Here is a 26,533-nt window from a genome sequence, read left to right on the forward strand (position 1 = left end):
ACTTCGTCCCGGCGACGCTGGAGAACAACGAGCTGCGCAGCGCGCTGGGCACGACGCCGCTGACGGACCGCGTCCGGCAGCTGGTGGAGAAGGCGAACGCGCCGCGTGAGCTGATCGTCGGCATCCGGCCGGAGCACTTCGAGGACGCGGCGCTCGTCGAGGCGAGCCAGAAGTCCGGCGGGGCCACGTTCACCGCGCACATCGACGTGCTGGAGTCGATGGGTTCGGAGAAGTTCGCCCACTTCACGCTGGAGGGCGAAACGGCGACGTCCGAGGAACTGGCGGAGCTGGCCGCGGACAGCGGCTCGTCCGACGTCCCAGGCGCGGAGTCCCAGATCGTGGCCCGGCTGTCGGCGGAGTCGTCGGCGGCGGAGAACGCGGACCTCGAGGTCTGGTACGACGCGGACAAGATCAAGCTGTTCGACCCGTCGAACGGCAAGAACCTCACCTACGAGGACTGAACCGCAAGTCCGTGAAGGCCGCCTTGAGCTCGAGGCGGCCTTCACGGCTTTCAGGCGTTCGGGAGCCGGGGAAGGATCGCGCCCGCGGCCTTGCGGGCCTGGGCGCACGTGGCGTCGCCCGCGGTTCCCGCCGTCTCCACCACGCTGATCTCCGCCAGTTCGCGGCGGCCCGGCAGGCCCGGTGCCGGCTGTGTCGTGTCGACCAGGCAGAACGCGCCCGAGAGCCGGACGCGGGCCTGGCGGCCGCCGATCGTCTCGGGCGGGTCGGCCGGCTGCGCGCCTTCGGTCGTTTCCACCGTGAGCTTGAAGCTGACCTTGCCGCGGATGCAGCTGTGGCCGGACAGCCCCGACGTCGGCTTGCTGCCGGGACCCGCCGGGTCGTCGAGGCCGTGGTCGTCCAGCATCGCGCACGGCGCCACGCGGCCCCACGACCGCTCCGGGAAGGTCAGCCTGCCGACCTTGCCCGTGGTGATCACGCCCAGCACCGAGCCGACGGCCGCGTCCGCGACGCCGCACCGGCCCGCCTGGTCGTTGCCGGCGTCGGCGACCGTCAGGTCGAGCCGGTTGCCGTCGGCGAAGGTGATCGCCCGGGTGCACGCGCTGCGGTCGTTGAACATCGACTGCTGGATCGCGACGCCGTCCGGCACCTGCCCGGGGTAGGCGTAGGGCTTGATGTTCGGATCGGAGTCGAAGGCCAGCGGCCCCACCACGATCGTGCGCGTGCCGGCCTCCGCGCGGCAGCTTTCGAACGTCGGCGCGGCCTTCGCGCCGGGCGCGACCGCCGCCACGTCGAGCAGGCTGCAGTAGTCGACGGTCGCGAAGTCCCCCAGCGCGGCGGACGCGGTCAGCGGGGAAGGCCCGGCCGCCGTCTGGTCGGGCGCGGTCTCGGGCGTCGCGCACGAGGCGAGGAGGGCGCAGAGGATCGCGACAGCCAACGACTTCAGGCGGGGGTACACGGTGTGCAAGTATCACCGTTCCGTGGCCGAAAACCAGCCCTGACGGGGACATCTCTCATTGTGTTCGGCAGGGCGCCCGCCAGACCCGCAGGTCATCGGATTTCGCCCCGGTTTCCTGAGTTTCCGCTGAGCTTCTGAATGATATTCGCTTTTACCGTCCCCTAAGGGAGCGATCCTTCCCGCGAGCGATGCGGAAGCGGGTGCGCGGGTGGTGAAGTGGGGACATCGGATCTTCGAGGAAAGGAAAAGACGATGAGCGCACCGGTCACCAGGGGGTCGCTGTCCCGTCCGCGCCACGGCCGCATGATCGGCGGCGTCTGCGCGGGCCTCGCGCGGCGCTTCGGCATGAAGCCGAACACCGTACGGCTGCTGGCCGTGCTGTCCTGCCTGCTCCCCGGCCCGCAGTTCGTGGCCTACCTGATCCTCTGGGCGGTGATCCCCTCCGAGTAAACCCGTTGGCGCGCAACGGGAAGATCGTTAGGCTGCGCCGATGGCATGGGGGGACCACTGGAGCACGATGCTGCGCGACCTCTCCGGAGATTCGTTCGAAGAGGCCTGCGAGCAGCTGTCGGACACGCTCGTGCCACGCTCGGGCTGGAACCCCGACGCGGCCGACGCACTGCCCGGGTTGCTGGGCTACGTCGAGGATCCGGACGCCGGGCACCGCGCCGACGTGTTCCAGATCGTGTACGACCTCGCCCGCCGCGCGCGCGATGCGGCGGACGAACGCTGGGGGAGTGCGTGGGCGGCTGCCGTGCCGCGGCTGGTCGCGCTGCTCGGCGACCCCGTCCGCGACGTGCGGCGGGCCGCCGCGCTGGTCCTGGGCGAGCACCCGGACCCCGAAGTGCTGCGCGCGCTGCTCGACCGCTGGCCCGGCGAGGAGTCCGAGGCGGTCCGGCTGGGGTACGTGATCGCGATCGGCGAGCTGGGCGGTGCGGACGTGCTGCCGTGGCTGGCCGAGCGCGACGAGTCCTACGCGATCCAGGCCGTCGCCGTCACGACGACGGCCCGCATCACCGGCGAAGCGCCGATCGCGCGCCTGGCCGATCTGCTGAGCCGGGACATGACGGCGTTCGCGGGCATGCACACCTACGAGCGGCCGGTCCCGGTCCACTGGGCGGCCGGACAGCTCGCGCCCAAGCCGCGGGAAGCGCTCCTGGTCGCCCTGTCCTCGCGCCCGGAACGGCGCTCGCAAGCGGTGGACGTCGCGCTGGGCGAGGTGGCCGACCGGCCGTCGGCGGTCGAGGGCCTGCTGCCGATCTTCGGCGCGATGCTGGACTCGCCGGAGCGCGCCACGGCGGCGGCGGTGCTCGGCGGCGTCGCCCCGGCGTCGGTTGAGTACGCCGACCGGCTCTTCGCCCTCGCGGACGACACGACGGCCGCGGGACACCAGGACGAAGTCCGTGACTTCGCGCTCTGGGCGTTGCTGCGCCTCAAAGACCGCCGGTGCGTCGAGCCGCTGCTCGCCCGGTTCGGCTCGCGGAAAGACGTGTTCATGCGGGGCGGGATCCCCCGCATGCCGGGCCACTGGAGCCGGTTCGACGCGCTGGGGGCCCACGAGACGCTGATGGACGCCCCGGAGTTCGCGCCCGAGTTCCTGCCGTGGATCGGCGAGACGCTCGACCGCAGCGTCAACCGGTTCACGATCTGGCCGCTGACCCGGCTCCTGCAGGCCTGGGGCCCGGCAGGAGCGCCGGCGACCGGGCACGTGGCGCGGCAGCTCGGCGCCGACGACCCGCTGACGGTCGAGTGGTGCGCCGACACCCTCGCCGAAATCGGCGGCGACTCGGCACTGCCGGCCCTCCGGAAAGTGGTGAAGGGCCGGCGGCGGCCGTGGAAGGTCCGTGCCGCCGCGGCGACGGCGTTCGCGCGCCTCGGCGGCGACCCGGCCGCGGCGCTGAACCTGCTGGAGGAGGGCATCAAGGCCGGCGAGGCCTCGGCGCTCGGCTGGACGGCGTCACTGGGAACGATCGGCGCGCCGCTCGAGAGCACGCTGCGCCGGTGCGGGCCGAACGAGGAATGGGCCGAGGTGGCGCTGGCCCACGCACTGGGCCGGGTCACCGGCGACGTCGAGGAGGTGCTGCCGGTGCTGCTGCGGAAGCTGGACGACGTCCAGGCGCGGTGGATCGGCTTCCCCGTGACCCGTGCGATGCGCGCGTTGGCGACGTTGGGGCCGTTGCCCGCGCAAGTGGCGCCCGTGCTGCGTGAGCTCCTGGCCCGCGATGAGCGCTTCTCGGCGTCGGACGGGTGTGCCCTGTTCCGCGCCGACGAGGCGTTCCGCCGCGACGCCGCACGGGCGCTGGCGAACTGCGCCGGCTGACGTCAGGGACGCCAGCAGGACATCGCGCGGTCGATCTCCTGCTCGTCGAGCGGCGGGCGGGGCAGCTCCGAGGGCTTGCCGGGCTCGGCGCGGAGCCCGTCGAGCAGCATGCCGAGGCTGCGGCGCCACAGGTCCGGGTCGACCGCGCAGGTGAATTCGACCACCGAGCCGACCATCATGTGCACGAGCGCCATGTCCGACGGGGCGAAGTCCGCCCGTAGCCCGCCGGCGGCCTGCGCCCGCTCGACGAGCTGTGTGATCAACGGCACCATGCGGGCTTTCTCTTCGGCGACGTGCTCGTGGCCGAACTTGTTGGACAGCATGATCTCGCGCAGCCCGCGGTCGGCGGAGTGCATCTCGGCCGCTTTCCACGTGAAGTCGACGAACGCCTGCCACGCGTCATCCGCCTTCAACGCTTCCGACGCGAGATCGCCGATCTCCTCCATCCGCTCGGCGAACATGGCCTCGACCAGGTGTTCCTTGCTGGGGAACCGGCGATAGACCGTGCCGACGCCGAGGCCGGCGTGGTGCGCGATGTCGTCCAGCGTGGCCTCGAGCCCGCGCTGGCCGAACACCTCGCGGGCCGACGCCAGGATGCGACGGCGGTTGAGTTCAGCGTCACGCCGCAGCGGCCGCGCCGGTGCGGCGGGACCAGCGTCCCGTGCCATGCCGTCCAGTCTAACGCGTCAAGTAGAGGCACCTTCTCCGGTTTGTGTGTACCTTGGGTCGCGTAAGGGGAGATACCTACTCCACATACTGTCTTGATCACTCCCAGTGAGGGGACACCCATGTCCGAATCCACCCTCGAGGTCGCGCCGCCGGGGGACGTGCGCGCCGCCGAGAACCCGCACCACAGCCGCAGATGGCTGATCCTGGTGATGATCGGCATCGCGCAGCTGATGGTCGTGCTGGACGCGACCGTCGTGAACATCGCGCTGCCGTCCGCGCAGGTCGACCTGGGCTTCTCCAACGACGCGCGCCAATGGGTCGTCACGGCGTACGCGCTGGCGTTCGGCAGCCTGCTGCTGCTCGGCGGCCGTCTCGCCGACCTGTTCGGGCGCAAGAACACGCTGCTCGTCGGCCTGGCCGGCTTCGCCGCGGTGTCCGCCCTCGGCGGCTTCGCGACCAACATCGAGATGCTGCTGATCGCCCGCGCGGCGCAGGGTGTCTTCGGCGCGCTGCTCGCGCCCGCCACCCTTTCGCTGCTCACCACGACGTTCACCGACCCGAAGGAACGCGGCCGCGCGTTCGGCGTGTTCGGCGCCATCGGCGGTGGCGGCGCGGCGGTCGGGCTGCTGCTCGGCGGCGTGCTCACCGAGTACCTCGACTGGCGCTGGTGCATGTTCGTGAACATCATCTTCGCGGTCGTCGCGTTCGCCGGCAGCTCGGTCCTGCTGCGCAACCAGCGCGACGCCGGGCCGCGCCCGAAGCTCGACCTGCCGGGCACGATCACCGCGTCGGCCGGTCTGTTCGCGCTGGTCTACGGCTTCGCGAACGCGGAGTCGGACTCGTGGTCGTCGGTCTCGGTGTGGGGCTTCCTCGGGGCGGGCGTCGTGCTGCTGGGCGTGTTCGCGTGGCTGCAGCAGCGCGTCTCGCACCCGCTGCTCCCGCTGCGCGTGCTGCTCGACCGCAACCGCGGCGGCTCGTACCTGGCGATGTTCCTGCTGGCGATCGGGATGTTCGCGATCTTCCTGTTCCTGACGTTCTACGTGCAGCAGAACCTGAAGTTCACGCCGATCCAGAGCGGCGTCGGCTTCCTGCCGATGGTGGCGACGCTGATGCTGGCCGCCACGACGGCGACGGCCGTGCTGCTGCCCCGCTTCGGCCCGCGTCCGCTGGTCCCGACCGGCATGGCGATCGCGGCGGCCGGCCTGTTCTGGCTGAGCGGCATCGGCCTCGACAGCACGTACGCGTCCGGCGTGCTCGGCCCGCTGCTGGTGATGGGCTTCGGCATCGGCCTGGCGATGGCGCCGGCGATGAGCGTCGCGACGTTCGGCGTCGAGGCGCACGACGCGGGCGTCGCGTCGGCGGCGGTCAACACGATGCAGCAGGTGGGCGGCTCGATCGGCACGGCGCTGCTGTCGACCCTGGCGGGCAACGCGGCCACGTCGTACCTCGCGGGCAAGGTCCCGACCCCGCAACTGGCGGCCGAGGCGGCGATCGAGAGCTACACCACGGCGTTCACGTGGGCCGCGGTGATCTTCGCGGCCGGCGCGCTGATCAGCGGCCTGCTGCTGCGCCCGGGCGTCCCGAAGGGCGAAGCCGCACCCGGCGCCGTCCACATGTGAGCGGTCTGCCGCAGCTCGTCGTGAGGTGTTCAGGGCGGTTCCAACCGCCCTGAACACCTCACGACCGGCGGGAGCGCAGGGTCTCGATGACCTCGTCGTCCCAGCGGTGGGTCCGGATCAGGCGGTACCGTTCCGCCGCCACCCACATGTACGCCTCCGCGTCCGTGCGGTCGCCGATCAGGTCCGCCTGCCGCAGCATGCCCACCACCGGGACGAACTCCTCGTCGAACCACCGCTGGGCCACGCTCACCCGGTCGCAGAACTTGCCTTCGTCCTGCATCAGGCGGAAGCCCCACGCCTCCACGTGCTCGCCCAGCTTCGCGTAGTCCCACGGGTCCGACACGATCACCGACGCCCGGGCGTGGCCCGTCAGCGGCACGCGCTCCAGGAACAGGCGGCGGTAGTCCTTGACGATCAGGTCGCCGCGGTGGCGGATGCCACTCGGGTCCAGTTTGGTCCGGACGACCGTCACGTACGCCTCTATTGTGGACAGTCCCTGCGCGATCGCCACCGAAACCCGGTGGTGGCCGTCGATGATGAAGTGCAGCTCGCCCACCCGGTACACCTCGATCGGCGGGATCTCCTCGCCCCGGCGGGCCGCCAGGGCCAGGCGCTCCCAGCGTTCGCGGACGCGGCCGGACGTCGGGCGGAAGCGGCGGTCGAAGTCGCGGCTGCGGTCGACCGTGCCGACGATCGAGTCCAGCTTGATCACCCGCAGCCCGATCCGGGTCTCGCCGGCGTAGCCGAGCGCCTCCACCACCTCGTGGAACGGCAGCATGATGTTGACGTCGTCGGGCTCGCGCCGCAGCCACGTCGAAAGCCGCGAGAGCACCTGGCCCCGGCGCGCGCGGAGGAAGTCGTTCTCCGCGTCGGCGCGGGGGAACCCCGTCTCTTTCATGAGAACTCCATGATCCGGTGGCCCACCACGTTGCGGATCCGGGTTTCGCCGACGACCCGGTCCGGGACCGGCTCGCCGTGGGGGTGGATGTGCCCGTGCAGCAGCCACTTCGGCCGCAGCACGTCGATCGTGCGGTGCAGGCACGCGAACCCGCGGTGCGGCGGGTCCGCCCGGTCGCCCAGGTCCAGCGGCGGCGAGTGCGTCAGCAGGACGTCGACGTCCCGGCCGTCGCGACGCCGGCGCCACCGGGCGCGCCGCACCAGGCCGCGGGCGCGGCGGGCCTGCTGGCGCTGCGTCCACTGGTTCGGCCCGTCGTTGTAGCGGATCGAGCCGCCGAGCCCGGCGAACCGGATCCCGGCGACGTCGACGACCCGGCCGTCGGCGTTGATGCCGCCCGCCGGGCCCGGCCACGCCGTCGGGAAACCGTCCTTCATGGACAGCCCGCCGTAGCGCGTGTAGCCGCTCAGGTCCGGGTCGTGGTTGCCGGGCACGAACACGCACGGCACGTCGAGCGCGCCGGCCAGGAACGCGAGGTAGTCGTAGGGGAGGTCGCCCGCGCCGATGACGAGGTCGACCGAGCAGGCGCGGACCGCGCTGGTCCACAGCCGCTCGTCGACCTCGTCGGAGACGACCAGCGCTTTCGGCACCCACCCAGGGTACGACGCCGCGGCACTACTTCATGCCGTGCGCGAACCCGGGGTCGGCGACGATGACGGAAGTGATGACGACGATCCAGAGCACGCTGAGCGCGAGCGCCCAGAACTTGAGGTTGGACAGCATCCGGGACATGACGAACACTCCGAGGGGGAAGAGGAGGGACTAGAGCCAGCCGTTCTTCCGGAATATTCGGTACAGCAGCAGGCAGATCGCGAGGATCACCGTGATCACCAGCGGGTACCCGAACTTCCAGTGCAGCTCGGGCATGTAGTCGAAGTTCATCCCGTAGATGCCCGCGATCATCGTCGGGATGGTGATGATCGCGGCCCACGACGTGATCTTGCGCATGTCGGTGTTCTGCTGCAGGGAGATCTTCGCGACGGTCGCGTCGACCAGGGTGGACAGCAGCTCGTCGAACGCCGCCACCCGCTCGGACACCGTCGTGAGGTGGTCGGCGACGTCGCGGAAGTACGAGCGGACCTCGTCCGGCACCAGCCGCGTGTAGCCCTCGGCCAGCCGCTGGACCGGCGTGGCGAGCGGCATCACCGCGCGGCGCAGTTCGAGGACCTCCCGCTTCATCAGGTAGATCTGCTCGGCGCTGACCAGCGACCGGGGCGCGAAGACCTGCGCCTCCATGACGTCGATGTCGTTCTCGATCCGGCCCGTGACGTCGAGGTAGTGGTCGACGACGTGGTCGGCGATCGCGTGCACGACCGCGGACGGCCCCAGCTTGAGCCGCTCGGGGTCGTCGTCGAGTTCACGGCGCAGCCGCGCCAGGCCGGAGTGGTTCCCGTGGCGGACGGTGATCACGAAGTCCCGGCCGAGGAACACCATGAGCTCGCCGGTTTCGACGATCTCGTTCGCCGTGGTGGGGGACTCGTGTTCGACGTACCGGACGGTCTTGACCACCAGGAACAGCGTGTCGTCGTACCGCTCCAGCTTCGGGCGCTGGTGCGCTTCGAGCGCGTCCTCGACCGCCAGCTCGTGCAGGCCGAAGGTCTCCGCGATGCCCTGGATCTGCTGCGAGTCCGGCTCGTGCAACCCGATCCAGACGAACCCCTCGTGCCGCTTGCGGACCTCTTTGATCGCTTCGACGTGCGTCCAGCGGCCGGGCAGGCGCTCACCGGCGACGTACACCGCGCAGTCGACGACGTACGCGGACAGCGGCACCGGGACCGGGCGCACGGGAACGGCGCCCTTGTTGCCGCGGCCGCGCAGGCCGCCGAGCGAAGGAATGGCAGGCATGGGTTCTCCTGGGCGTCGTGCGACGTCGTGCGAGACGACTGACCAGGGGCGGACCGCGTCCGCCCGGCGAGGCACCAGCGTTCCCGGGGAGAGAAAAGGCCTACCTGGAGACGACCCGTGAGGTGGGAACGCTGGGACTACTAGGGAGCGGACTATCGCCACTACTCATCGGGGTTCCTCACCTCCTTCGGGCCGGGTGGAGAGTGGTGGGGCTCGCGTTGACGCGCGAGAACCAATGGTTGAGGGTACTCCTCACTACGGATGCGTGTCGTACCAGCCTCACGCGGTGTTACGCGACGGGAGAATGACGAGTGCAGTTCGGTCGGTACTACGAGGAGTTCGAGGTCGGTGCGGTCTACAAGCACTGGCCGGGCAAAACGGTCACCGAATACGACGACCACCTGTTCTGCCTGATCACCATGAACCACCACCCGCTGCACCTGGACGCGCACTACGCGGAGGAGACCACCGACTTCGGCAAGAACGTCGTGGTCGGGAACTACGTCTATTCGCTGCTGCTGGGCATGTCCGTGCCCGACGTCTCCGGCAAGGCCATCGCGAACCTCGAGGTCGAGTCCCTCAAGCACGTCAAGCCGACGTTCCACGGCGACACCATCTACGGCGAGACCGAGGTGCTGGACAAGACGCCGTCGAAGTCCAAGGACGACCGCGGCGTCGTGTACGTCGAGACGCGCGGCTACAAGCAGGACGGCCTGATCGTGTGCACCTTCCGGCGGAAGGTGATGGTGCCCAAGCGCTCCTACGGGGAGACTCGGGGCGGGGAGCAGCCGGGCCGGCCGGTGCCGCACGAGTGAGGCTCTGATGGACCTGGACCGGATCAAGGAAGTACTCCGCACTTTCGCGGAAGTCGAGGCCCGCGGGGTCTCCCCGCTGTACGAGCACCTGGCGTTGCAGGCGGCCGCGGACGACGACGTCGCGGGCCTGCTCGCTTCGGCGCGCGACGGCGAGGTGCGGGCGACGCTGCTGATGGCGACCGCGCACCGGCTCGTGCAGGCCGACCCGATCCACCCGCTCTCGCGGTACTACCCGTCCCTGGGCGGCTTCGACGGCGTCGACTCCGAGACCTGGCCGCTGTTCCGGTCGTTCCTGCTGGAGCGGGCCGACAAGGCGCGCGCCCTCATCGCCGCGCGCTACACCCAGACGAACGAGGTCCGCCGGGCGGCGCTGCTGTACCCGGGCGTCACCCGGGCGGCGAAGGAGGCCGGCGGGAAGGTCGCCCTGCTGGAGGTCGGCTGCAGCGCGGGTCTCCTGCTCGGGCTCGACCGCTTCGGTTACCGCTACCAGTGCGACGGCGGCGAGCAGCTGACGGCGGGCCCGGCGAAGGCCGCGGTCGGGCTGCACTGCGCGCTGGACCTGGCACCGGGCGCGGTGGCGCCGAAACTGCCGAAGAAGCTCGCGGTGACGGCGCGGGCGGGGCTCGACCGGGCCCCCGTCGACCTGTCGGACGAGGACGAGCTGGCGTGGCTGGAGGCGTGCGTCTGGGCCGACCAGCCGGACCGCATCCGGCTGCTGCGCACGGCGGCGGCCGAGCAGGCGAAGCACCGCCCGGCGCTGATCGCGGGCGACGGGGTCGACGACCTGGAGGCGGCCGCGGCCACGCTGGACGGGCCGCTGGTGGTGGTGACGAGCCACGCGCTCGCGTACTTCCCGGCGCCCCGGCGCGCGGAGTTCGTCTCGAAGCTGGCTTCGCTCGCGGAGTCGCGGCCGTTGTGGTGGGTTTCGGAGGAGTTCTACGGCGCCGGGCTCGAGACGGTGCTGCCGGGGCGGTCGGACCTCGCCGGGTCCGACGGCCTCGCGACGCTGGGCGTCGTCCGGTGGGAGGACGGCAAGGCGGAGGCCCACGCCCTGGCCCGGACCGCTCCGCACGGGCAGCGGATGACCTGGCTGCCGCTGTAGCCCAGTCCCGTGAAGGCCTCCTCACCGGCTTTTGTGGCCGGAAAGGGGGCCTTCGCGGCTTTTCAGGTCCGCGGAAGCGCCTTCCACTCACACAGGGTCACGTACAGGAGATCCACCAGCTGCCCGGCCGTCTCCAGGGCCGACAGGTCTGCCGCATCGGACCAACGGGCGTCCGTGGCGTCGTCACCCGCGGTGAGCACGCCGCCCGTCACCGAGCAGGCGTAGTCGTGGATTTCGTACGGCCCGCGCGTCACGGTCCCGATCACTGTGCCGGGAATCACGTCGAGCCCGGTCTCCTCCCGAAGCTCGCGGATCACGGCCTGTTCGTCCGATTCGCCCGGTTCGACTCGGCCACCCGGCAGCGACCATTGCCCCGAACCGGGGTCGTTCGCGCGCCGGATGAGCAGCAACCGGCCACGTTGGTCGAAGGTGATGCCGCCGACGCAGCGGATCGTGGTGCCGAGGGGGCCGTCCATGTCCCGAAGGGTAGACGTGACCGACTTGAAAACGGATGTCCTGTACACGGAGAGTAGCCGTACGGTACACTTCGGACCGCGTGCTGACCCAAGCGCGGGACTTACCTCCCCTGTGCCTGTTCAGTGCGGTACAACGTAAAAAGTCAGGTTTTGGTTGTTGTCCGGTGTCACCGTAAGAGACGGGATTTGATCGCGGTGAACGTGAAGAAGATTGCGGGCCTCGCCGGTATCGCGTTGGTGCTGTTCTTCGTCATTGCGCAGCCGGGGCAGGCTGCGGGCCTCGTCGGCAACATCGTCGACTTCCTGCGCAGCTCGGCCGAATCGGTGATCACCTTCGTCAGCAACGTGTTCAAGGGCTGACAGCGGGGCTACCCTCGACCTATGTTCGCGCCTCGCGATCCCGACGAGTACCTCCTCGACACCGAGCGGCGGGTCATCCGGATCCGCCGCCACTGGGCGGTGCTGCTGTGGGACACCTTCGAAGCGGCCGCGCTGCTGGCCGTCTGCGTCCTGGTGTCCTACCTGCTGCCACCGGCGCTGTACATCGGCCAGAACGTCCTCTGGTACGTGGCGCTGCTCGTCGTCCTCCGGTTCGCCTACGTGGTGATGGAGTGGTGGGTCGAGCGCCTGGTGGTCACCGACAAGCGGTTCGTGATGACCACCGGGGTGTTCACCACCAAGGTGCTGATGATGCCCATCAGCAAGGTCACCGACCTCAGCTACGTGCGCACCGCCACCGGCCGCATGATGGGGTACGGCACGATGGTGGTCGAGTCGGCCGGTCAGATCCAGGCCCTCAACCGCATCGACTACCTGCCGCGGCCCGAAGAGTTCTACGACACGATCTCCGAGCTCGTCTTCGGTGACAAGCAAAAGCAGGCCGAGCGCTTCTCGATGATCAAGGCCCAGCGCGCCGCGCGCGGCAAGAAGCCGGTCGGCTGAGCCGTCCCGCCGCGCCTGTGACGCAGCGCATCGTCGACAATGGACCCGATGCGCATCGACCTGCACGCCCACTCCACCGCTTCCGACGGCACCGACTCGCCGGCCGGGCTCGTCGCCGCGGCCGGTGAAGCCGGGCTCGACGTCGTCGCGATCACGGACCACGACACCACCGCGGGCTGGGCCCCCGCCTCCGCGGCCATCCCGCCGGGCCTGACCCTGGTCCCCGGCGCCGAGCTGTCGACGGTGTCGACCGACCTCGAGACGGGCCGCCAGATCAGCGTCCACCTGCTGGCCTACCTCTTCGACCCGACGGCCGAGGCCGTGGTCACCGAGCAGACCCGGCTGCGGGTCGAGCGCCGCACGCGGCTGCGCCGGATGGCCGAGCGGATGGCCGCCGACGGACTCCCGATCGACGCCGACGAGATCTTCGGCCTGCTCCCCGAGGACTCCCCGCCGGGGCGGCCGCACCTGGCGCAGGCGCTGGTCCGGGCCGGCCTGGTCAAGACCGTCGACGAGGCCTTCGCCGACTACCTGAGCCCCCGGCGCGGCTACTACGTCGCCCGCCGCGACACGCCGGTCGAGGAGGCCATCGACATGATCGCCGCGGCCGGCGGCGTCACGGTCATCGCGCACCCCTTCGCCTTCAGCCGCGGTGCCACGATCAGCGAAGACACCCTGGCCGGCTTGGCCGAGCGCGGGCTCACCGGCGTCGAGGCCGACCACCCGAACCACGACGCGCCGACGCGGGCCCGCACCCGCGAGCTGGCCGGCGAGCTCGGCCTGCTCGTCACCGGGTCCAGTGACTACCACGGCACGAACAAGACGATCGCGCTCGGCGAGTGCACCACCGACCCCGGGCAGCTCGAGGAACTCGTTTCGCGCGCGACCGGCTTCCAGGTCGTGAAGGGCTGAGATGGCGATCGCCGACTTCTTCGACGCGAAGCTCTTCATGAGCGCGACGATCACCCTGGTCGTCATCATGGACCCGCCGGGCACCGTGCCGGTGTTCCTCAGCCTGGTCGGCCGCAAGCCGATGGCGGTCCGCGCCCGGGCCGCGCGCCAGGCCGTCCTGGTGTCGCTGCTGGTCATCAGCCTGTTCGCGGTCGCGGGTCAGGCGATCCTGGCCTACCTCGGCATCGGCATCCCCGCGCTGCAGGGCGCCGGCGGCCTGCTGCTCCTGCTCATCTCGCTGCAGCTGCTCACCGGCAACGGCCACGAGCCGGAGGCCGCGGCGGAGGACGTCAACATCGCGCTCGTCCCGCTCGGCACGCCGCTGCTGGCCGGGCCCGGCGCGATCGCCGCGACCATCGTGTTCGTCCGGCAGGCCGACGGGCACATCGGCGCGTACATCGCGCTGGCGCTGGCGATCGTGATGACGCACTTCGTCATCTACGTCTGCATGCGCTACTCCGGCGTGGTCATCCGGCTGATCAAGGAAAGCGGCATCACGCTGCTGGCCAAGGTGGCCGGCCTGCTGCTCGCGGCCATCGCCGTGGAGCTCGTCGCGAACTCCGTGCGCGGGTTCATCGCCGGCGGCAACTGACCCCGCCTTTCGGGTTGTCCTGCCGGACAGGAACCGGCGGGTTCGTTGACATCGTTGGCACGCTTCGCGCAGCCTTGACCTCAGCTCAGCGCTTGAAACGATTCAATTCGCGTGCGGAGGCCTCGATGAAGTGGCTCAGAGCAGTCCTGCCGGTCACGGTCCTGGTGGCGAGCGGCGTGGTCGCCGCGCCCGTCACGGCCGCCGTGGCCGCGCCGGGCTGGCAGAAGTACGTCGTCGCACCCTCGAGCCGGGACGTGCGGCCGGTGAAGGTGCTGTCGACCAGCGGCGACGTCACGAACCCGGACGGCCTGCTCGGCCGGGGCGTCACGACGTTGAAGCGGCAGGCGCCGCCGCCGAAGCCGGCGTGGCCCGCGGGGAGCACGGCCGCCGCGTCGTCGTTCCACGCACCGAACAACGGCGGCAACGGCCAGCCGCGCACGTACGCGCCGGGCAACGCGATCGACGGCAACACCGACACCTTCTGGAACGACGACACGATCGGCGCCTACCCCGACGTCCTGACCATCACCTCGGCCGCGCCGGTCGCGCTCCCGGGCGTCACCCTGCTGTCCAGCGTGGACGGCGTGCCGCAGGACTTCACGGTGGAGGTGCTGGACGCGGGCGCGTGGCGGGTCGCGGCTTCCGTGACCGGCAACACCGCCGTGCAGCGCGCGATCCCGTTCGACCGGCCGGTCACGACCGACCAGGTCCGGATCACCGTGACGAAGGACCAGAACACGCCGTCGGGCGAGTTCAGCCGGGTCACCGAGGTCTGGCCGGGCCTGGTCGCCGACCCGCCGGTGCCGGTGGCGGTGGTGGACTTCGGCAAGGTCGTCGCGGGCTACCCGAAGATCTCGTTCGCGGGCGCGTCGGCGAACCGGCCCGGCGTCCGGCTGTCGTTCTCGGAAACCCAGCAGTACCTCGGCGAACGCTCCGACTTCACGCGGTCGGACTTCTCCGGCGGACCGGGCAGCGACCAGTACGCCGTGCCGGCGACGCCGGCCGTCTGGCGGGACACGAAGGGCTGCCAGGTCGGCACCCAGGTGTGCGCGGACGGCCTGCACGGCTTCCGCTACCTGCGGATCAGCCTCGACGCGCTGGCCTCGGACGCGCCGGCCGCGCAGCCGTCCGGCGAGGTGCGGATCAACGGCGTCTCGCTCGACTTCACGCCCTACCTCGGCACGCCGGACAGCTACCGCGGCTGGTTCGAGTCGTCGGACGAGGACCTCGACAAGTACTGGTACGCCGCGTCCTACACCAACGAACTGGGCATGGACACCTTCCGCGCGTCCGATGTGGACCCGCGCGGCGCGTTTTCGCCTTCGCTGGACGGGAAACTGGTGCTGCACGACGGCGCGAAGCGCGACCGTGACCCGTACGTCGGCGACGTCGCGGTGTCCGGGCTCACCGAGTACCTGACGCACCAGGACGGCACGGCGGCGAAGAACGTCCTGGCCGACTTGGCCGACCACCAGCGCGCGGACGGCTGGATCCCGCCCGCGTCGATCAACAACTACACGCTGCCGCTGTTCGACTATCCGCTCTGGTGGGTGACTGCCAGCTGGGACTACGTGCTCTACACCGGCGACAACGCGTACGCGGCTTCGTACTACTCAAACCTCGTGAAGACGCTCGACACGTGGTACCCGTCGGTCACCGATTCGCGCGGGTTGCTCGCGAAGGGCCTTAACGGCACCAGCGGCTACGGCGACTACGCGTTCCTGCCGCGTACGGGCGAAGTGACGTACTACAACGCGTTGTACGTCCGGGCGCTGCAGGGTGCGGCGGGCCTGGCGCGCGCGACGGGCCACCTGGCGGACGCGGATCGGTGGCTCGCGCGGGCTTCCGGCGTCGCGGCGGCCGTGAACGCCTATTTGTGGGACCCGGCAGCCGGGGCGTACCTCGACTCGGGGACGGGCGCGGTGCGCCACGGCCAGGACGGCAACAGCCAGGCGATCGTCGCCGGGATCGCGTCGCCCGCGCAGGCCACCTCCGCGCTGGCCCGGCTCGCGGCGGGCGCGTTGCCCTACGGGAACCCGTTCATGGACAACGACACTCTCGTCTCCGACGGCACGAAGCGCGTGTACGCGTTCACGTCGTTCCCGGAGCTGCAGGCACGGTTCCGGACCGGGCAGGCGGACTCGGCGATCGACCAGATCAAGCGGATGTACGGCTGGATGACCTCGCACGACCCGGGCATCACGGCGTGGGAAGGCATCGGCGACGGCGGTTCGCACTACGAGCAGGGCTACACGTCGGCCGCGCACGGCTGGTCGACCGGCGTCGTCCCGGTGCTGACGAACGAGCTTCTGGGCGTCTCACCGACTTCGCCGGGCTTCGCGACGTGGACGGTTTCGCCGCACCCAGGCGGAGTCTCCTGGGCGCGCGGAGCGGTTCCGACGCCGAAGGGCGCGTTGTCGGCTTCGTGGTCTCAGAAGGGCTCGGTGTTTTCGCTGACGGTCACGGCTCCGCAGGGGACGTCCGGTTCGCTGGTGGTCCCGTCCGGCCGCTTGGTGCTGCTGGACGGCCGTCCGCTGCGCGCAGCGGGCCCCCTCACCGTCTCGGGCGGCACGCACACGGTTCTGGTGGTGCGGTAGCGCGGAAAGTATCGGGGGCTCCGCCACCCGAACCCCCGAAAAAACTGTCGGTGGTGGTGCGTAGCGTGGGCCGGGTGAAGGAGCAAATGGGCTTCGATTTCGGCGTCGCGCAACCCGTGCGGCTCACGAAGGTCTCGCCGGCGCGGCTGGCGACCTTCGACGACTGCCCGCGCCGGTACCGGCTCGCGTACCTCGAACGGCCGACCCCGCAGCGCACCGGGCCGTGGGCGCACAGCACCCTGGGCGCGGTGGTGCACAACGCGCTGCGGGCGTTGTTCGACCTGCCGGTGCTCAAGCGCGTGCCGCAGCGGGCGGTGGCGCTGGTGGCGGAGTTCTGGAAGGACGCCGGCTTCGAGAGCGACGAGCAGGCCGCGCGGTACCGGGCGCGGGCCAAGGGGTGGGTGGCGGAGTACGTCGAGGACAACGACGTCAGCCACGACCCGGTCGGGCTCGAGCGATGGGTGTCGGCGCCGGTCACGGCGACGCCGGGGGAGCGGCCGTCGATGATCATCGAGGGCCGCGCGGACCGGATCGACGCGCGTGCGGGGGAGCTGGTGATCGTCGACTACAAGACGGGGCGCCGTCCGCCGGACGAGTACGAGGCCCGGGCGTCGCAAGCCCTCGCGCTGTACGCAGTGGCGGCGGCGCGGACGCTGCGGATGCCGTGCACGACGGTCGAACTGCACCACCTCCCGACGGGCACCATCGCGGCGGCCGAGCACACGACGGACAGCCTGCGCCGGCACCTGCAACGCGCCGAAGAGACCGCCGGGGACCTCCGGCTCGCCACGGATACCCTGGACGCGGGCGGCGACGGGGACGTGCTGTTCCCGCCCCGCCCGGATCGTCGTTGCGCCTGGTGCGACTTCAGGCCGAGCTGCGCGGCGGGACAGGAAGCGGCCCCGGCGGCGCAGCCGTGGGACCTGCTCGCGCCCTGAGAGGGAGGGAAAGTGGCTTCACCGGACACCGGCGAACTGTCGACACAGCCGTTCCCCGTGGACGAAGCGCAGACCGTCCCGCAGGAACGAGTCACCCCGCAGCGCATCGAAGGCGACCCCGAAGAGCCTGCCACCGAGCCGGCGAAAGAGCGCGGCCGCTGGTGGCGGGGGTTCACGGGCTCACTGGCCGCCGGTCTCACGGTCCTGGCCCTCGGGGTGCTGCTGGTGGCCGGAATCGACCTCTACCAGGGGGTCCCGGGCCCGGGCGCGATAATGCTGATCGGCCACCCGGTGGCGGCGGTGCTGGCCTTGCTGGCCCAGCGCGTGGCGGACCGCCGCAACGGCCTCCCGGCCGGCGGCGCAGGCCTGGCCGTAGTCCTGTTCACGGTCTCGGCACTGACCCTCTTCTGGCTGACCTGACCCCAACCACGAGTGATGCCGCTTTGCGCACACGGCCGGCCACGGCTCGCGTGCCTAGACGGGCATCACACGTGATCAGACAGGCATCACACGTGATCAGGCGGGCATCTCGCGTGATTGGCCGGGCATCAATTCAGGGCGGTCAGGGTCTCGCCGCGTTGCTCCAGCAGGACCGGGCCGGCCGCGGCCAGGCGGACCACGCCCGGGTAGCCGCGGCGGTCCACGCCCACCGTGCGGATCGTCGAGCCGTCGTTCTCGTTCAGCACCGCCAGGCCGCCCTTGATCGGGACCACCAGCTGCTGCGCGAACAGGATTCCCGGCCCGGACGCGCTGCTCAACGTCCAGCGCGGCGAAAGGTCGTCACGGGACAGCGCCACCACCTTCGAGCCGCTGAACCAGTAGACGTTCTGCGTCGTCTGGGTCGTCGCCTCGACGCCGCCCGCGGGGTCGGCGGCCAGGTCGGCCGGGGGCACGTCGAGCGGGTACGCCGCGCGCTGGGAGCCGTCGCCGTTGTAGATCACCAGCAGCTTCTGGTCCGGCAGGACCACCGCCGTCAGCTCGCCGGACATCGCGATCACGCGCGCCCGCTTGCCCGCCAGCACGCTGCTGAACGACACCGACGGCTCGTCGTCCTTGTCCGGCGCCGCCTTGTAGACCGTCAGGCGGTCGGCCGGGTCACCGGGGCAGCGCTCGATCACGCCGACCTTGCCCGACGCCGCCGCGACCGTGCCGTACGTGCAGCCGGTGCGGGGCTGCTTGCCCGCGTTGACCAGCGCCGGGACCTGGCCGTACTCGGCGCTCTGCACCAAGTCGTCGCGCCACGTCGTGAGGAGCTTCTTGCCCGTCGCCGTCACGTGCGAGCCGTCGCCGACCAGGCGCGTGCCCAGCTCCGCGTTGCCGTTGCGCTGCGCGGTGATCCGGCCGGTGCCCGGGTCCAGCTGCGTGACTTCGCTGCAGCCCGAAGACTTCGAGAAGACGGCGTTCAGCCGCCCCCACGTCTCGTTCATCGTGCACAACGGCAGGTCACGCGTGTAGTGCCAGCGGATCTGGCCGGTCAGCGGGTCGCGGGCCGCGACCTCACCGCCGTCCGCCGTCGCCACCGCGTCGCCCGCCACGACCGGGACCGGCGTCGCGCCGCTGCGCGCGCTCCAGATTTCGGCCAGCGACCCCGGCACCTTGTCCGGCGCCGCGGGCAGTGGCGGGGGCGGCGCCGCCTCGGTCCGGTCGGTGGCCGCGCTGTCGCTCGTCATGCCGACGACCAGCGCGACCGCGACCACGACCACCGCGATCAAAGCCGCGATCACCCGGTCCCGCCCGCGGTTCCAAGGCGAGCGACGCGCCTTGACCCGCGGGGCGGGCGGAGTGGACTCGACGTCCTCGAGGACGTCTTCGGAGCCGTAGTCAGGGGCCTCTTCGGGCGCCTTTTCGACGTCGCTCACTTACCCGACCCCCGCTGCGTAGGCCTCAGTCTGCCGACGCAGGTGTATCAGAAGTCGCCGCGGGGCGGCGACGGCGGCGCCGCCGAGCCGGCCGCTCGGCGTTCTCGCCGGCTTCCTTCTCGGTGGCCGGGCCGGTCGTCTCCGGGGCGGTGCCGCGGGTGCGGCGACGCGTCCGGGTGCGGCCTTCCGAAGCCTCTTCCGACGTCGAAGCCGCGGCCTTGTCCGCCGCCTCGACGGCTTCGGCCGCCCGCGAACCACCGCGGGTGCGCTTGCGCGGGGCCCGGGTGCGCTTACGCGGCGCGTCTTCCGAAGCCTCCTCGCCGGGCTTCCCCCGGCCGCGGCCGCGCTTCTTGCCGCCCAGGTCCTCTTCCACTTCGGCGCCCAGGCCCGCGCGGGTGCGCTTGGCCAGCGGCAGCCGCCCGGTGGTGCCCTCCGGAATGCCCAGGTCCTCGTACAGGTGCTTCGACGACGAGTAGGTCTCGACCGGCTCCGGCTTGTCGAGGCCCAGGGTGTCCGAGATCAGCTTCCAGCGCGGCTCTTCGTCCCAGTCGACGAGGGTGACCGCGACGCCGGTGCGCCCGGCGCGGCCGGTGCGGCCGATCCGGTGGACGTAGGTCTTCTCGTCGTCCGGGCACTGGTAGTTGATGACGTGCGTGACGTCGTCGATGTCGATGCCGCGGGCGGCGACGTCGGTCGCGACCAGCACGTCGACCTTGCCGGAGCGGAACGCGCGCAGGGCCTGCTCGCGGGCGCCCTGGCCGAGGTCGCCGTGTACGGCGGCGGCCGCGAAACCGCGCTCGACCAGGTCGTCGGCCACCTTCTGCGCGGTGCGCTTGGTGCGGCTGAAGATCATGGTGAGACCGCGGTCGGCCGCCTGCAGGATCCGGGCGATGACCTCGGGCTTGTCCATCGAGTGCGCGCGGTAGACGAACTGGGTGGTGCGCTCGTGGACCGCGCCGGCGTCGTTCTCCTCGGCGCGGATGTGGGTCGGCTGGCGCAGGAAGGTGCGGGCCAGGGTGATGATCGGGCCGGGCATGGTGGCCGAGAACAGCATGGTCTGGCGCTCGTCCGGGACCATCCGCAGGATGCGCTCGATGTCGGGCAGGAAGCCCAGGTCGAGCATCTCGTCGGCCTCGTCCAGCACGAGCCCGCGGACCTTGCCCAGCACCAGGTGCTGCTGCTCGGCCAGGTCGAGGAGCCGGCCGGGGGTGCCGATCACGACGTCGACGCCCTTGCGCAGCGCTTCGATCTGCGGCTCGTAGGGGCGGCCGCCGTAGATGGCCAGCGTGCGGATGCCGAGGTGCTTGCCGGCGCCCTTGAGGTCGTTGGCGACCTGGATGCACAGCTCGCGGGTCGGGACCACGACCAGCACCTGCGGGGTGCCGTCGCCGGGGACCTGCACGCGGTGCAGCAGCGGGACGCCGAAGCCGAGGGTCTTGCCCATGCCGGTGCGGGCCTGGCCGATGAGGTCGTCGCCGGCCATCGCGAGCGGCAGCGTGAGCGCCTGGATCGCGAAGGTCCGCTCGATGCCGGCCTCGCCCAGGGCCTTGACGATCTCCGGCTTGACGCCGAAGGACGCGAAGGTCGGGGCCTCGGGCTCGACGTCGACGCCCGCCTGCAGCGGGTGCGACGTGTCGAGCGCGGCCGGGCCGGTCTCGCTGTGTTCCAGCGCGACGGCGGGGGTCTGTTCGGTTGTGGGAATTTCTGCGGTCAGGGTGATCGCCTCTCTCGTGACCAGCGCGCACCGCCGTTGGTCCGCTCGACACTCGACCGGGAGTAAACCCTGGTCCCTGGCGCTGATCTGGAGCGCGGAACCGGTCCGTCCCGGGAATGCCGGAAGAGGCGTGCACGCACATTGCAGTACGTCGGCAAGCCACGTGACCTGCCTGTTTCCCGACGCCGGTATGGCGTACGGAAGCTTGATGTCAATCGCAGTGTACCTGGTCAGCAGTTTTTCGACAGTACCCGGCACGCCGGAACCAGTGGGATCGGTCTCGTCCCGACACGCCCGGGTGCTTCGGCGATACCCTGCCCCCGTGACCGAGCCGAAAGAGATCTCAGAGGGCGTCGTAGACCTTCTGGGTGTGATCGCCTACCTCGAACTTTCCGCGTTCGACCGAATGGCCGAAGACGCGCGGAGCGCCCCGACCCTCGCCGGGCGGGCCGCGCTGGCGCAGATGGCGGCCGCGGAGATCGGTCACTACGGCCTGCTCGCCCAGCACCTGGCCGGCCACGACGTGAAGATCGAAGACGCGATGACGCCGTTCGTGGCCCAGGTCGACGCCTGGCACGCTTCTACGCCGCCGAAGTCGTGGCTGGAGTCGCTGGTCAAGGCCTACGTCGGCGACGGGCTGGCCGCCGACCTCTACCGGGAGATCGCCAGCTGGCTCGACCCGGAGACCAAGGACCTCGTGCTCACCGTGCTCGCCGACACCGGCCACTCCGCCTTCGCCGAACGCGAGGTCGCGGCCGGCATCGAGGCCGACCCGAAGACCCGCGACAAGCTCGCGCTGTGGGGGCGCCGCCTGCTCGGCGAGGCGCTCACCCAGGCCCAGTACGTCGTCGCCGAGCGCGACGGCTTGGCCGAGCTCATCATCGGCGGTTCGGGCGACCTCTCCGGAATTGCGGCGCTGTTCCGGCGGTTGCAACAGGGGCACACCAAGCGCATGCAGGCGCTCGGCCTGGGCTGACCCCGATGGAGTACGACGACGTGACGACGCGGTCCGGCGCGGTCATGCGCCACCGGAACGAGCCGGTTCGGTTAGCCTTGGCCGGCACATCCCTTTCGAATTTCCAGCGGAGGTCCCACGTGGAGGTCAAGATCGGCATCAAGGACACGCCGCGCGAGCTGGTGGTGTCCAGTGGCCAGTCTCCCGAAGAGGTGGAGAAGCTGGTCGCCGAGGCCCTGACGGCCGGTGACGGGCTCTTCCGCATCAACGACGAGAAGGGACGCAAGTACATCGTCCCGTCCGACCGCATCGCGTACGTCGAGATCGCCCCGTCCGACGTCCGCAAGGTCGGCTTCGGCGTCGGCGACTGACTCGTAACCCGTTCGGAGGCCACCCCGGGACGTCCCCGGGGTGGCCTTCGTGCGTCCGGGGTTCACCGGATCGGTCGGTTCTCCTTGGTGTGTCGCGATTCCGGCCCTTAGCTTCGGCATCCGATCCGGTGTCACAGGACCCGGACGGGACACCCCGGGAGCTACCAGCATGACCACTGTCGAGCCGTTGGCCGGCGATGTGGCGGACCTCGTGCGGACCACCCTTTCCGCGCACAAAGCGCTGTTCCTCGCCACTTCGGGCAGCGACGGCCCCTGGGTCGGCGGCGTGTACTTCGCCGAGAGCGGGCCGTTCACGCTGAACCTGGTGCTCGAGGACCGCGGCCGCACGCTGGCCGCCGTCCGGGAGAACCCGGTCGTGTCGGTGGTGGTCTCGACAGGCTCGCCGATGCAGCCGTTCCTGCAGGCCCAGGCGCTCGCGGAGGTCGTCCCGGCCGAGGACGACCCGCTGGTGCGCGAGCTGCTCGTCGCGAAGGTGCCGGAGGCGGAGCCGTTCCTCGGCGCCCCGGTCACGGCGATCCGGCTGAGCGTGCGGAAGTGGCGCGCGACGGACATCCCGAACGGCTGGCTGCCGGGCCGCGAGCTGCCCGGGCCGCGCACCTCCTGAGCCGGCCGGTGCGGCCGCCGCGCGGGGTGGCCGCCCCGGCTCCGAAGTCCGTGAATGGCACATCGAGGGACTTCAAGTCCCTCGATGTGCCATTCACGGCGTTTCTCAGGCGTTGAGTTCTTCCAGGGTCGTCGGCACGGAGAACGGCGGGGTGCTCGTGCCCGTGATCCGGTAGCGGCCCCACGGGTCCGGGTCGGAGAGCTCGCCCGTCGCCGAGTGGGTGCCGGCCTGGATGGTGACCGGCTTCTTCTTGCCGCCCGCCAGCTTCGTCAGCTCGTCGTTGACCGCCACCCGGCCATACCAGCGGTAGTAGCCGTCGATCGGCTGGAAGTAGCCGCGCAGCTCGACCGTCGCCGTCAGCGAAACGCCGTCGACCACCAGCGTCGCTTCGCCGCTGTAGCCGTCTTCGTCGTGCTCACTCATGACGTTTCCTCCAGCGACTCCGAAGCGCGGCCCAGCTGGACCACCTTGTTGGCTTCCAGGGGCTGGTTCGGGTCGATGACCACGCCGTTCTGGCGGGTCAGCCCGTCGATGGCCGCCCAGATGATCTGCGTCAGGTACTCCACGACCGCGTCGCGGCCCATCGAGCGGCGGTCCAGCCACCACTCGCCGGTGTTCTGGACCATGCCGACGATGCCGTGCGCCCACGGCTCGGCCGCGCCGGAGTCCATGTTGAACATCCGCATGTAGTCGCCGAGCAGCGCGGTGAGCGCCGTCGCGATCAGTTCCTTGTCCTCGGCCACGACGTCCGAGCCGGCCGGCTTCTCCGGACGGCCGTGCGCGAGCAGCCGGTACAGGTTCGGGTGCTCCTCGATGACCGTGAAGAACGCGTCGAGCGCCATCCGGATCCGCGGCACCGGCGCGAGTTCGGCGTTGATGGCGGGGATCAGCCGCTCGAAGAGGATCTCCGTGCCGCGCTGGCCGAGGGCGACGTACAGGTCGGCCTTGTCGTCGAAGTGCCGGTACAGCACGGGTTTCGTGACGCCCGCCTCCGCGGCGACGTCCTCCATGCCGAGGTCCGGGCCGTGCGTGTCGAGCGCCCGCAGCGCGGCTTCGACGAACTCCTTGCGCCGCGCGATCCGGTGCTTGCGCCAGCGGTCGCGCCGGGCGTCGCCGGTCGCCTCCTCGTCACGGGAAGACGACCTGGACTGCTTGCCGGAGCGCTTGACACGTTCGATCACCCGGGTCATGCTACCAGAGGTAACTGTTACCTCAAGTTACATGTTGCGGAAGGGGTGTCGGCGATGACGCGGACGCTGAAGGAACCGGATCGCGAGAAGACCGCGGACCGCCTGCTGAAGTCCTCGGCGAACAAGTTCTACGACCCCGACGTCGACATCGACTGGACTGCGCCGCTGGTCGAGGGCAAGCGCTTCATCCTCGACGAGCGCTCCTCGCTGTACGGCACCGAACTCTGGGACAAGCTGACCCCCGAGCAGCGCATCGAGCTGGGCAAGCACGAGGTCGCGAGCGTCGCGACGACCGGGCTGTGGTTCGAGATCCTCCTGATGCAGATGCTGCTCAAGGAGGTCTACGAAGAGGACCCGACGTCCGCGCACGCCCAGTTCGCCCTCACCGAGATCGCCGACGAGTGCCGGCACTCGACGATGTTCGCGCGGATGGCGTCGCGGATCGGCTGCCCCGCCTACGGCCCGGTGCCGTGGCTGCGGAAGCTGGCGAAGCTGATGCCGTCGATCTCCTACGGCCCGGCGCGCTACGGCGCGATCCTGGTCGCCGAAGAGGTCCTGGACCGGCTGCAGCGCGAGCAGATGAACGACGAGGGCGTCCAGCCGCTGGTCCGCATGGTCAACCGGATCCACGTGCTCGAAGAGGCCCGCCACGTCACCTTCGCCCGCGAAGAGGTCACGCGCGGGATGGCGAAGCTGTCGAAGGCCGAGATCGCCTACCAGCAGTTCATCATCGCGCTGATCTCGTACTTCGTGACGCGGGCGTTCATCAACCCGAACGTCTACAAGGCGGTCGGCATCCGGCCGCGTGACGGTGTGGAAGCGGCCCTGAACAACCCGCACTGGCAGGGGACGATCGCGTGGGCCGGGGAGAAGATCATGCCGTTCCTGGAGGAGTCCGGCCTGGTCGGGCTGCCGGGGAAGTACTTCTGGCGCAAGTCGTTCCTGCTCCCGGCGGGCCGATGACGACCGCGTCGCGGCTCCGGGACCCGTCGATCGAGCACCGGTTCGTCGCGAGCGACGGCGCCGCGCTGCACGTCTCGCAGACCGGGCCGGCGGACTCCGCGGTCACCTTGGTGCTGGTGCACGGCTGGACGCAGGACCACCGGACCTGGGACTTCGTGCTGCCGCACCTCGACCCCGGCGTGCGCGTGCTGCGCTACGACCTGCGCGGCCACGGCGGTTCGGCACACGCCCGGCGGGGCTCGGCGACGATCGCGCGGCTCGCGGACGACCTCGCCGAGCTGGTCGCCGACCGCGTCCCGGCCGGACCCCTGGTCCTGGCCGGGCACTCGATGGGCGGCATGACGCTCATGGTGCTGGCCGAACGGCACCCGGCGCTCGTCCGGGAGCGGCTGGCCGGGGCGGCGTTCGTCGCGACGTCGTCAGGTGACATGGACCAGCTGACGCTCGGCTTCCCGGGCCTGGCCGGGCGCAGCGTCACGCGCTTCGAACCGCGGCTGGCCCGCCTGCTGTCGGGGCTCCGGAGCGAGACGCTGCGGATGCGGCCGGGCATGGTCCGCTCGGGCGCCCGCAAGCTCGTGTTCGGCGACCGGCCCGGCCGGGCCCAGGTGGACAGCGTCGTCGACCAGCTGCTGTGCGCGCACCCGGCGAGCGCGGGCCTGTTCCTGGACGCGATCGCGGCCCACCGCGGCGTCGGCGGGCTGGGCGCCCTGTGCGACGTGCCGTCGGTGGTGCTGGCGGGGGAGAAGGACCGGCTCTGCCCGCTGGCGCACGCCAAGGTGATCGCCGACGAGCTGCCGCACGCCGAGTTCGTCCGCTACCCCGGCGCGGGCCACATGCTGCCGCAGGAACGCCCCTACGAAGTGGCGCGCCGCATCTCCGCCCTGGTCCGCGCCGCCGCCCGCTGAAGTGCCGTGAATGCCACATTGAGGGACTTCAAGTCCCTCAATGTGGCATTCACGGCACTGGTCAGGAGTCCTTGAGCGGGAAGCCGCCGCCGATGCCGCGCCAGGCCAGGTTGGCCGTCAGCGCCACCGCTTCCTCGCGGCTCATCGACTGGTGGTGCTGCAGCCAGAACCGGGCGCTGACCTGGCTCATCCCGACCAGCCCGACGGCCAGCAGCCGCGCCTTGTCCTCGTCGAGGCCGGCGTCCGCCGTGATCGTCTCGGTGATCGCGTCCACGCTCGCCGACGTCGCGCGGTCGACCGCTTCCTGGACCGCCGGCTCGCCGCGCAGGTCGGACTCGAACACCATCCGGAACGCGCCCGCGTCCTCGCTGACGAAGTCGAAGAACGCGCCGACCGTGGCCGGGACGCGCTGCTTGTTCTCCGTCGTCGAGTCCAGCGCGTTCTGCACGCGCTTCACCAGCTCGTCGACGTGGCTCTCGAGCAGCGCGATGTACAGGTCGAGCTTGCCGGGGAAGTGCTGGTAGAGCACCGGCTTGCTGACGCCCGCGACCTCGGCGATCTCGTCCATGGCGGCGGCGTGGTAGCCGTTCTCGGCGAAGACCCGCTGCGCCGCGGCGAGGAGCTGGGCCCGCCGTTCCGTCCGGGGCAGGCGCACCCCACGTTGCTGCAGCCGCGTCATCTCCGTCATGCTCTTCCTCCCGTCATCACACCTT

At 70.9% G+C, this 26,533-nt stretch carries 28 protein-coding genes and 1 pseudogene; 18 read left to right on the forward strand and 11 right to left on the reverse strand.

The window, feature by feature from the left end; translation table 11 throughout:
* Positions 1 to 461, forward strand: a pseudogene (locus tag ACWEN0_RS44030) (ABC transporter ATP-binding protein); the annotation flags it as partial.
* Positions 462 to 511: 50 nt separating this feature from the next.
* Here ACWEN0_RS44030 and ACWEN0_RS44035 read toward each other — a convergent pair.
* Positions 512 to 1,417 (reverse strand): hypothetical protein, encoded by a 906-nt coding sequence (locus ACWEN0_RS44035; protein ID WP_451987044.1) that lies wholly within the window; start codon positions 1,415 to 1,417, stop codon positions 512 to 514.
* Between the two features lie 252 nt (positions 1,418 to 1,669).
* Between ACWEN0_RS44035 and ACWEN0_RS44040 the strand changes: the two genes are divergently transcribed.
* Complete coding sequence (locus ACWEN0_RS44040; RefSeq protein ID WP_451987046.1) at positions 1,670 to 1,867, forward strand: PspC domain-containing protein; 198 nt, start codon at positions 1,670 to 1,672, stop codon at positions 1,865 to 1,867.
* Between the two features lie 40 nt (positions 1,868 to 1,907).
* Positions 1,908 to 3,737: a HEAT repeat domain-containing protein gene (locus tag ACWEN0_RS44045; protein ID WP_451987048.1), complete on the forward strand. Its 1,830-nt coding sequence runs from the start codon at positions 1,908 to 1,910 to the stop codon at positions 3,735 to 3,737.
* A gap of 2 nt (positions 3,738 to 3,739) precedes the next feature.
* Here the strand turns inward: ACWEN0_RS44045 and ACWEN0_RS44050 are convergent, their stop codons facing one another.
* Positions 3,740 to 4,405 (reverse strand): TetR/AcrR family transcriptional regulator, encoded by a 666-nt coding sequence (locus tag ACWEN0_RS44050; protein WP_451987049.1) that lies wholly within the window; start codon positions 4,403 to 4,405, stop codon positions 3,740 to 3,742.
* Between the two features lie 120 nt (positions 4,406 to 4,525).
* On the opposite strand from ACWEN0_RS44050, the gene ACWEN0_RS44055 reads away from it, so the two are divergent.
* The gene (locus ACWEN0_RS44055; protein ID WP_451987051.1) at positions 4,526 to 6,025 is read left to right on the forward strand and encodes an MFS transporter; all 1,500 of its coding nucleotides are present in this window, start codon (positions 4,526 to 4,528) and stop codon (positions 6,023 to 6,025) included.
* Positions 6,026 to 6,083: 58 nt separating this feature from the next.
* Here ACWEN0_RS44055 and ACWEN0_RS44060 read toward each other — a convergent pair whose 3' ends face one another.
* The 3 genes from ACWEN0_RS44060 to corA all read right to left on the reverse strand — a co-directional run bounded on the left by ACWEN0_RS44060 (position 6,084) and on the right by corA (position 8,825).
* Positions 6,084 to 6,923: a chromosome partitioning protein ParB gene (locus tag ACWEN0_RS44060; RefSeq protein ID WP_451987053.1), complete on the reverse strand. Its 840-nt coding sequence runs from the start codon at positions 6,921 to 6,923 to the stop codon at positions 6,084 to 6,086.
* Entirely contained in the window at positions 6,920 to 7,570 is a 651-nt protein-coding gene (locus tag ACWEN0_RS44065; RefSeq protein WP_451987055.1) for a metallophosphoesterase family protein, read from the reverse strand. Before ACWEN0_RS44065 ends, ACWEN0_RS44060 begins: the two co-directional genes overlap by 4 nt.
* Positions 7,571 to 7,742: 172 nt before the next feature.
* The gene (corA, locus tag ACWEN0_RS44070) at positions 7,743 to 8,825 is read right to left on the reverse strand and encodes a magnesium/cobalt transporter CorA (RefSeq protein ID WP_451987057.1); all 1,083 of its coding nucleotides are present in this window, start codon (positions 8,823 to 8,825) and stop codon (positions 7,743 to 7,745) included.
* A 311-nt stretch (positions 8,826 to 9,136) separates the two neighbouring features.
* Here corA and ACWEN0_RS44075 point away from each other — a divergent pair, with 311 nt between their 5' ends.
* Together ACWEN0_RS44075 and ACWEN0_RS44080 are read left to right on the forward strand one after the other, a co-directional pair.
* Complete coding sequence (locus tag ACWEN0_RS44075; RefSeq protein WP_013223004.1) at positions 9,137 to 9,640, forward strand: MaoC family dehydratase; 504 nt, start codon at positions 9,137 to 9,139, stop codon at positions 9,638 to 9,640.
* A gap of 7 nt (positions 9,641 to 9,647) precedes the next feature.
* Positions 9,648 to 10,742 carry a DUF2332 domain-containing protein gene (locus tag ACWEN0_RS44080; protein ID WP_451987059.1) on the forward strand — a complete coding sequence of 365 codons (1,095 nt, stop codon included), beginning with the start codon at positions 9,648 to 9,650 and terminating at the stop codon, positions 10,740 to 10,742.
* 62 nt (positions 10,743 to 10,804) lie between these two features.
* Here the strand turns inward: ACWEN0_RS44080 and ACWEN0_RS44085 are convergent, their stop codons facing one another.
* Entirely contained in the window at positions 10,805 to 11,218 is a 414-nt protein-coding gene (locus tag ACWEN0_RS44085) for an NUDIX hydrolase (protein WP_451987061.1), read from the reverse strand.
* 195 nt (positions 11,219 to 11,413) lie between these two features.
* On the opposite strand from ACWEN0_RS44085, the gene ACWEN0_RS44090 reads away from it, so the two are divergent.
* The 7 genes from ACWEN0_RS44090 (at position 11,414) to ACWEN0_RS44120 (ending at position 17,658) form a co-directional block, all read left to right on the forward strand.
* Positions 11,414 to 11,578: a hypothetical protein gene (locus tag ACWEN0_RS44090; protein ID WP_167379843.1), complete on the forward strand. Its 165-nt coding sequence runs from the start codon at positions 11,414 to 11,416 to the stop codon at positions 11,576 to 11,578.
* Positions 11,579 to 11,599: 21 nt separating this feature from the next.
* Positions 11,600 to 12,160, forward strand: coding sequence for a PH domain-containing protein (locus ACWEN0_RS44095; RefSeq protein ID WP_451987063.1), 561 nt, complete (start codon positions 11,600 to 11,602; stop codon positions 12,158 to 12,160).
* Positions 12,161 to 12,208: 48 nt separating this feature from the next.
* Complete coding sequence (locus ACWEN0_RS44100; protein WP_451987065.1) at positions 12,209 to 13,072, forward strand: PHP domain-containing protein; 864 nt, start codon at positions 12,209 to 12,211, stop codon at positions 13,070 to 13,072.
* 1 nt (position 13,073) lies between these two features.
* The gene (locus ACWEN0_RS44105; RefSeq protein ID WP_451987067.1) at positions 13,074 to 13,703 is read left to right on the forward strand and encodes a MarC family protein; all 630 of its coding nucleotides are present in this window, start codon (positions 13,074 to 13,076) and stop codon (positions 13,701 to 13,703) included.
* 125 nt (positions 13,704 to 13,828) lie between these two features.
* Complete coding sequence (locus ACWEN0_RS44110; protein ID WP_451987069.1) at positions 13,829 to 16,300, forward strand: alpha-L-rhamnosidase-related protein; 2,472 nt, start codon at positions 13,829 to 13,831, stop codon at positions 16,298 to 16,300.
* A gap of 86 nt (positions 16,301 to 16,386) precedes the next feature.
* Complete coding sequence (locus tag ACWEN0_RS44115) at positions 16,387 to 17,238, forward strand: RecB family exonuclease (RefSeq protein WP_451987179.1); 852 nt, start codon at positions 16,387 to 16,389, stop codon at positions 17,236 to 17,238.
* A 12-nt stretch (positions 17,239 to 17,250) separates the two neighbouring features.
* Entirely contained in the window at positions 17,251 to 17,658 is a 408-nt protein-coding gene (locus tag ACWEN0_RS44120) for a hypothetical protein (protein ID WP_451987071.1), read from the forward strand.
* A 128-nt stretch (positions 17,659 to 17,786) separates the two neighbouring features.
* Here ACWEN0_RS44120 and ACWEN0_RS44125 read toward each other — a convergent pair whose 3' ends face one another.
* Together ACWEN0_RS44125 and ACWEN0_RS44130 are read right to left on the reverse strand one after the other, a co-directional pair.
* Complete coding sequence (locus ACWEN0_RS44125; RefSeq protein ID WP_451987073.1) at positions 17,787 to 19,097, reverse strand: Rv3212 family protein; 1,311 nt, start codon at positions 19,095 to 19,097, stop codon at positions 17,787 to 17,789.
* Between the two features lie 25 nt (positions 19,098 to 19,122).
* Entirely contained in the window at positions 19,123 to 20,718 is a 1,596-nt protein-coding gene (locus ACWEN0_RS44130) for a DEAD/DEAH box helicase (protein WP_451987181.1), read from the reverse strand.
* A 415-nt stretch (positions 20,719 to 21,133) separates the two neighbouring features.
* On the opposite strand from ACWEN0_RS44130, the gene ACWEN0_RS44135 reads away from it, so the two are divergent.
* The 3 genes from ACWEN0_RS44135 to ACWEN0_RS44145 all read left to right on the forward strand — a co-directional run bounded on the left by ACWEN0_RS44135 (position 21,134) and on the right by ACWEN0_RS44145 (position 22,762).
* A complete protein-coding gene (locus ACWEN0_RS44135; protein WP_284747445.1) occupies positions 21,134 to 21,787 on the forward strand; it encodes a ferritin-like fold-containing protein in 654 nt (217 codons plus the stop codon).
* Between the two features lie 119 nt (positions 21,788 to 21,906).
* The gene (locus tag ACWEN0_RS44140) at positions 21,907 to 22,137 is read left to right on the forward strand and encodes a DUF3107 domain-containing protein (protein ID WP_013223016.1); all 231 of its coding nucleotides are present in this window, start codon (positions 21,907 to 21,909) and stop codon (positions 22,135 to 22,137) included.
* 169 nt (positions 22,138 to 22,306) lie between these two features.
* Complete coding sequence (locus ACWEN0_RS44145) at positions 22,307 to 22,762, forward strand: pyridoxamine 5'-phosphate oxidase family protein (protein ID WP_451987075.1); 456 nt, start codon at positions 22,307 to 22,309, stop codon at positions 22,760 to 22,762.
* Between the two features lie 105 nt (positions 22,763 to 22,867).
* On the opposite strand, the gene ACWEN0_RS44150 is transcribed toward ACWEN0_RS44145, so the two are convergent.
* Together ACWEN0_RS44150 and ACWEN0_RS44155 are read right to left on the reverse strand one after the other, a co-directional pair.
* Complete coding sequence (locus ACWEN0_RS44150; RefSeq protein WP_451987077.1) at positions 22,868 to 23,185, reverse strand: DUF4873 domain-containing protein; 318 nt, start codon at positions 23,183 to 23,185, stop codon at positions 22,868 to 22,870.
* On the reverse strand, positions 23,182 to 23,952 hold the full coding sequence (locus ACWEN0_RS44155) for a TetR/AcrR family transcriptional regulator (protein ID WP_451987079.1): 771 nt from the start codon (positions 23,950 to 23,952) through the stop codon (positions 23,182 to 23,184). Before ACWEN0_RS44155 ends, ACWEN0_RS44150 begins: the two co-directional genes overlap by 4 nt.
* Before the next feature lie 54 nt (positions 23,953 to 24,006).
* On the opposite strand from ACWEN0_RS44155, the gene ACWEN0_RS44160 reads away from it, so the two are divergent.
* Both ACWEN0_RS44160 and ACWEN0_RS44165 read left to right on the forward strand, forming a co-directional pair.
* On the forward strand, positions 24,007 to 24,915 hold the full coding sequence (locus ACWEN0_RS44160; RefSeq protein WP_451987081.1) for an AurF N-oxygenase family protein: 909 nt from the start codon (positions 24,007 to 24,009) through the stop codon (positions 24,913 to 24,915).
* Complete coding sequence (locus tag ACWEN0_RS44165; protein WP_451987083.1) at positions 24,912 to 25,820, forward strand: alpha/beta fold hydrolase; 909 nt, start codon at positions 24,912 to 24,914, stop codon at positions 25,818 to 25,820. Before ACWEN0_RS44160 ends, ACWEN0_RS44165 begins: the two co-directional genes overlap by 4 nt.
* A gap of 61 nt (positions 25,821 to 25,881) precedes the next feature.
* Here the strand turns inward: ACWEN0_RS44165 and ACWEN0_RS44170 are convergent, their stop codons facing one another.
* A complete protein-coding gene (locus ACWEN0_RS44170; RefSeq protein ID WP_364556813.1) occupies positions 25,882 to 26,508 on the reverse strand; it encodes a TetR/AcrR family transcriptional regulator in 627 nt (208 codons plus the stop codon).
* Positions 26,509 to 26,533: the final 25 nt, after the last annotated feature.

The organism is Amycolatopsis sp. NPDC004378 (genome assembly GCF_053602455.1).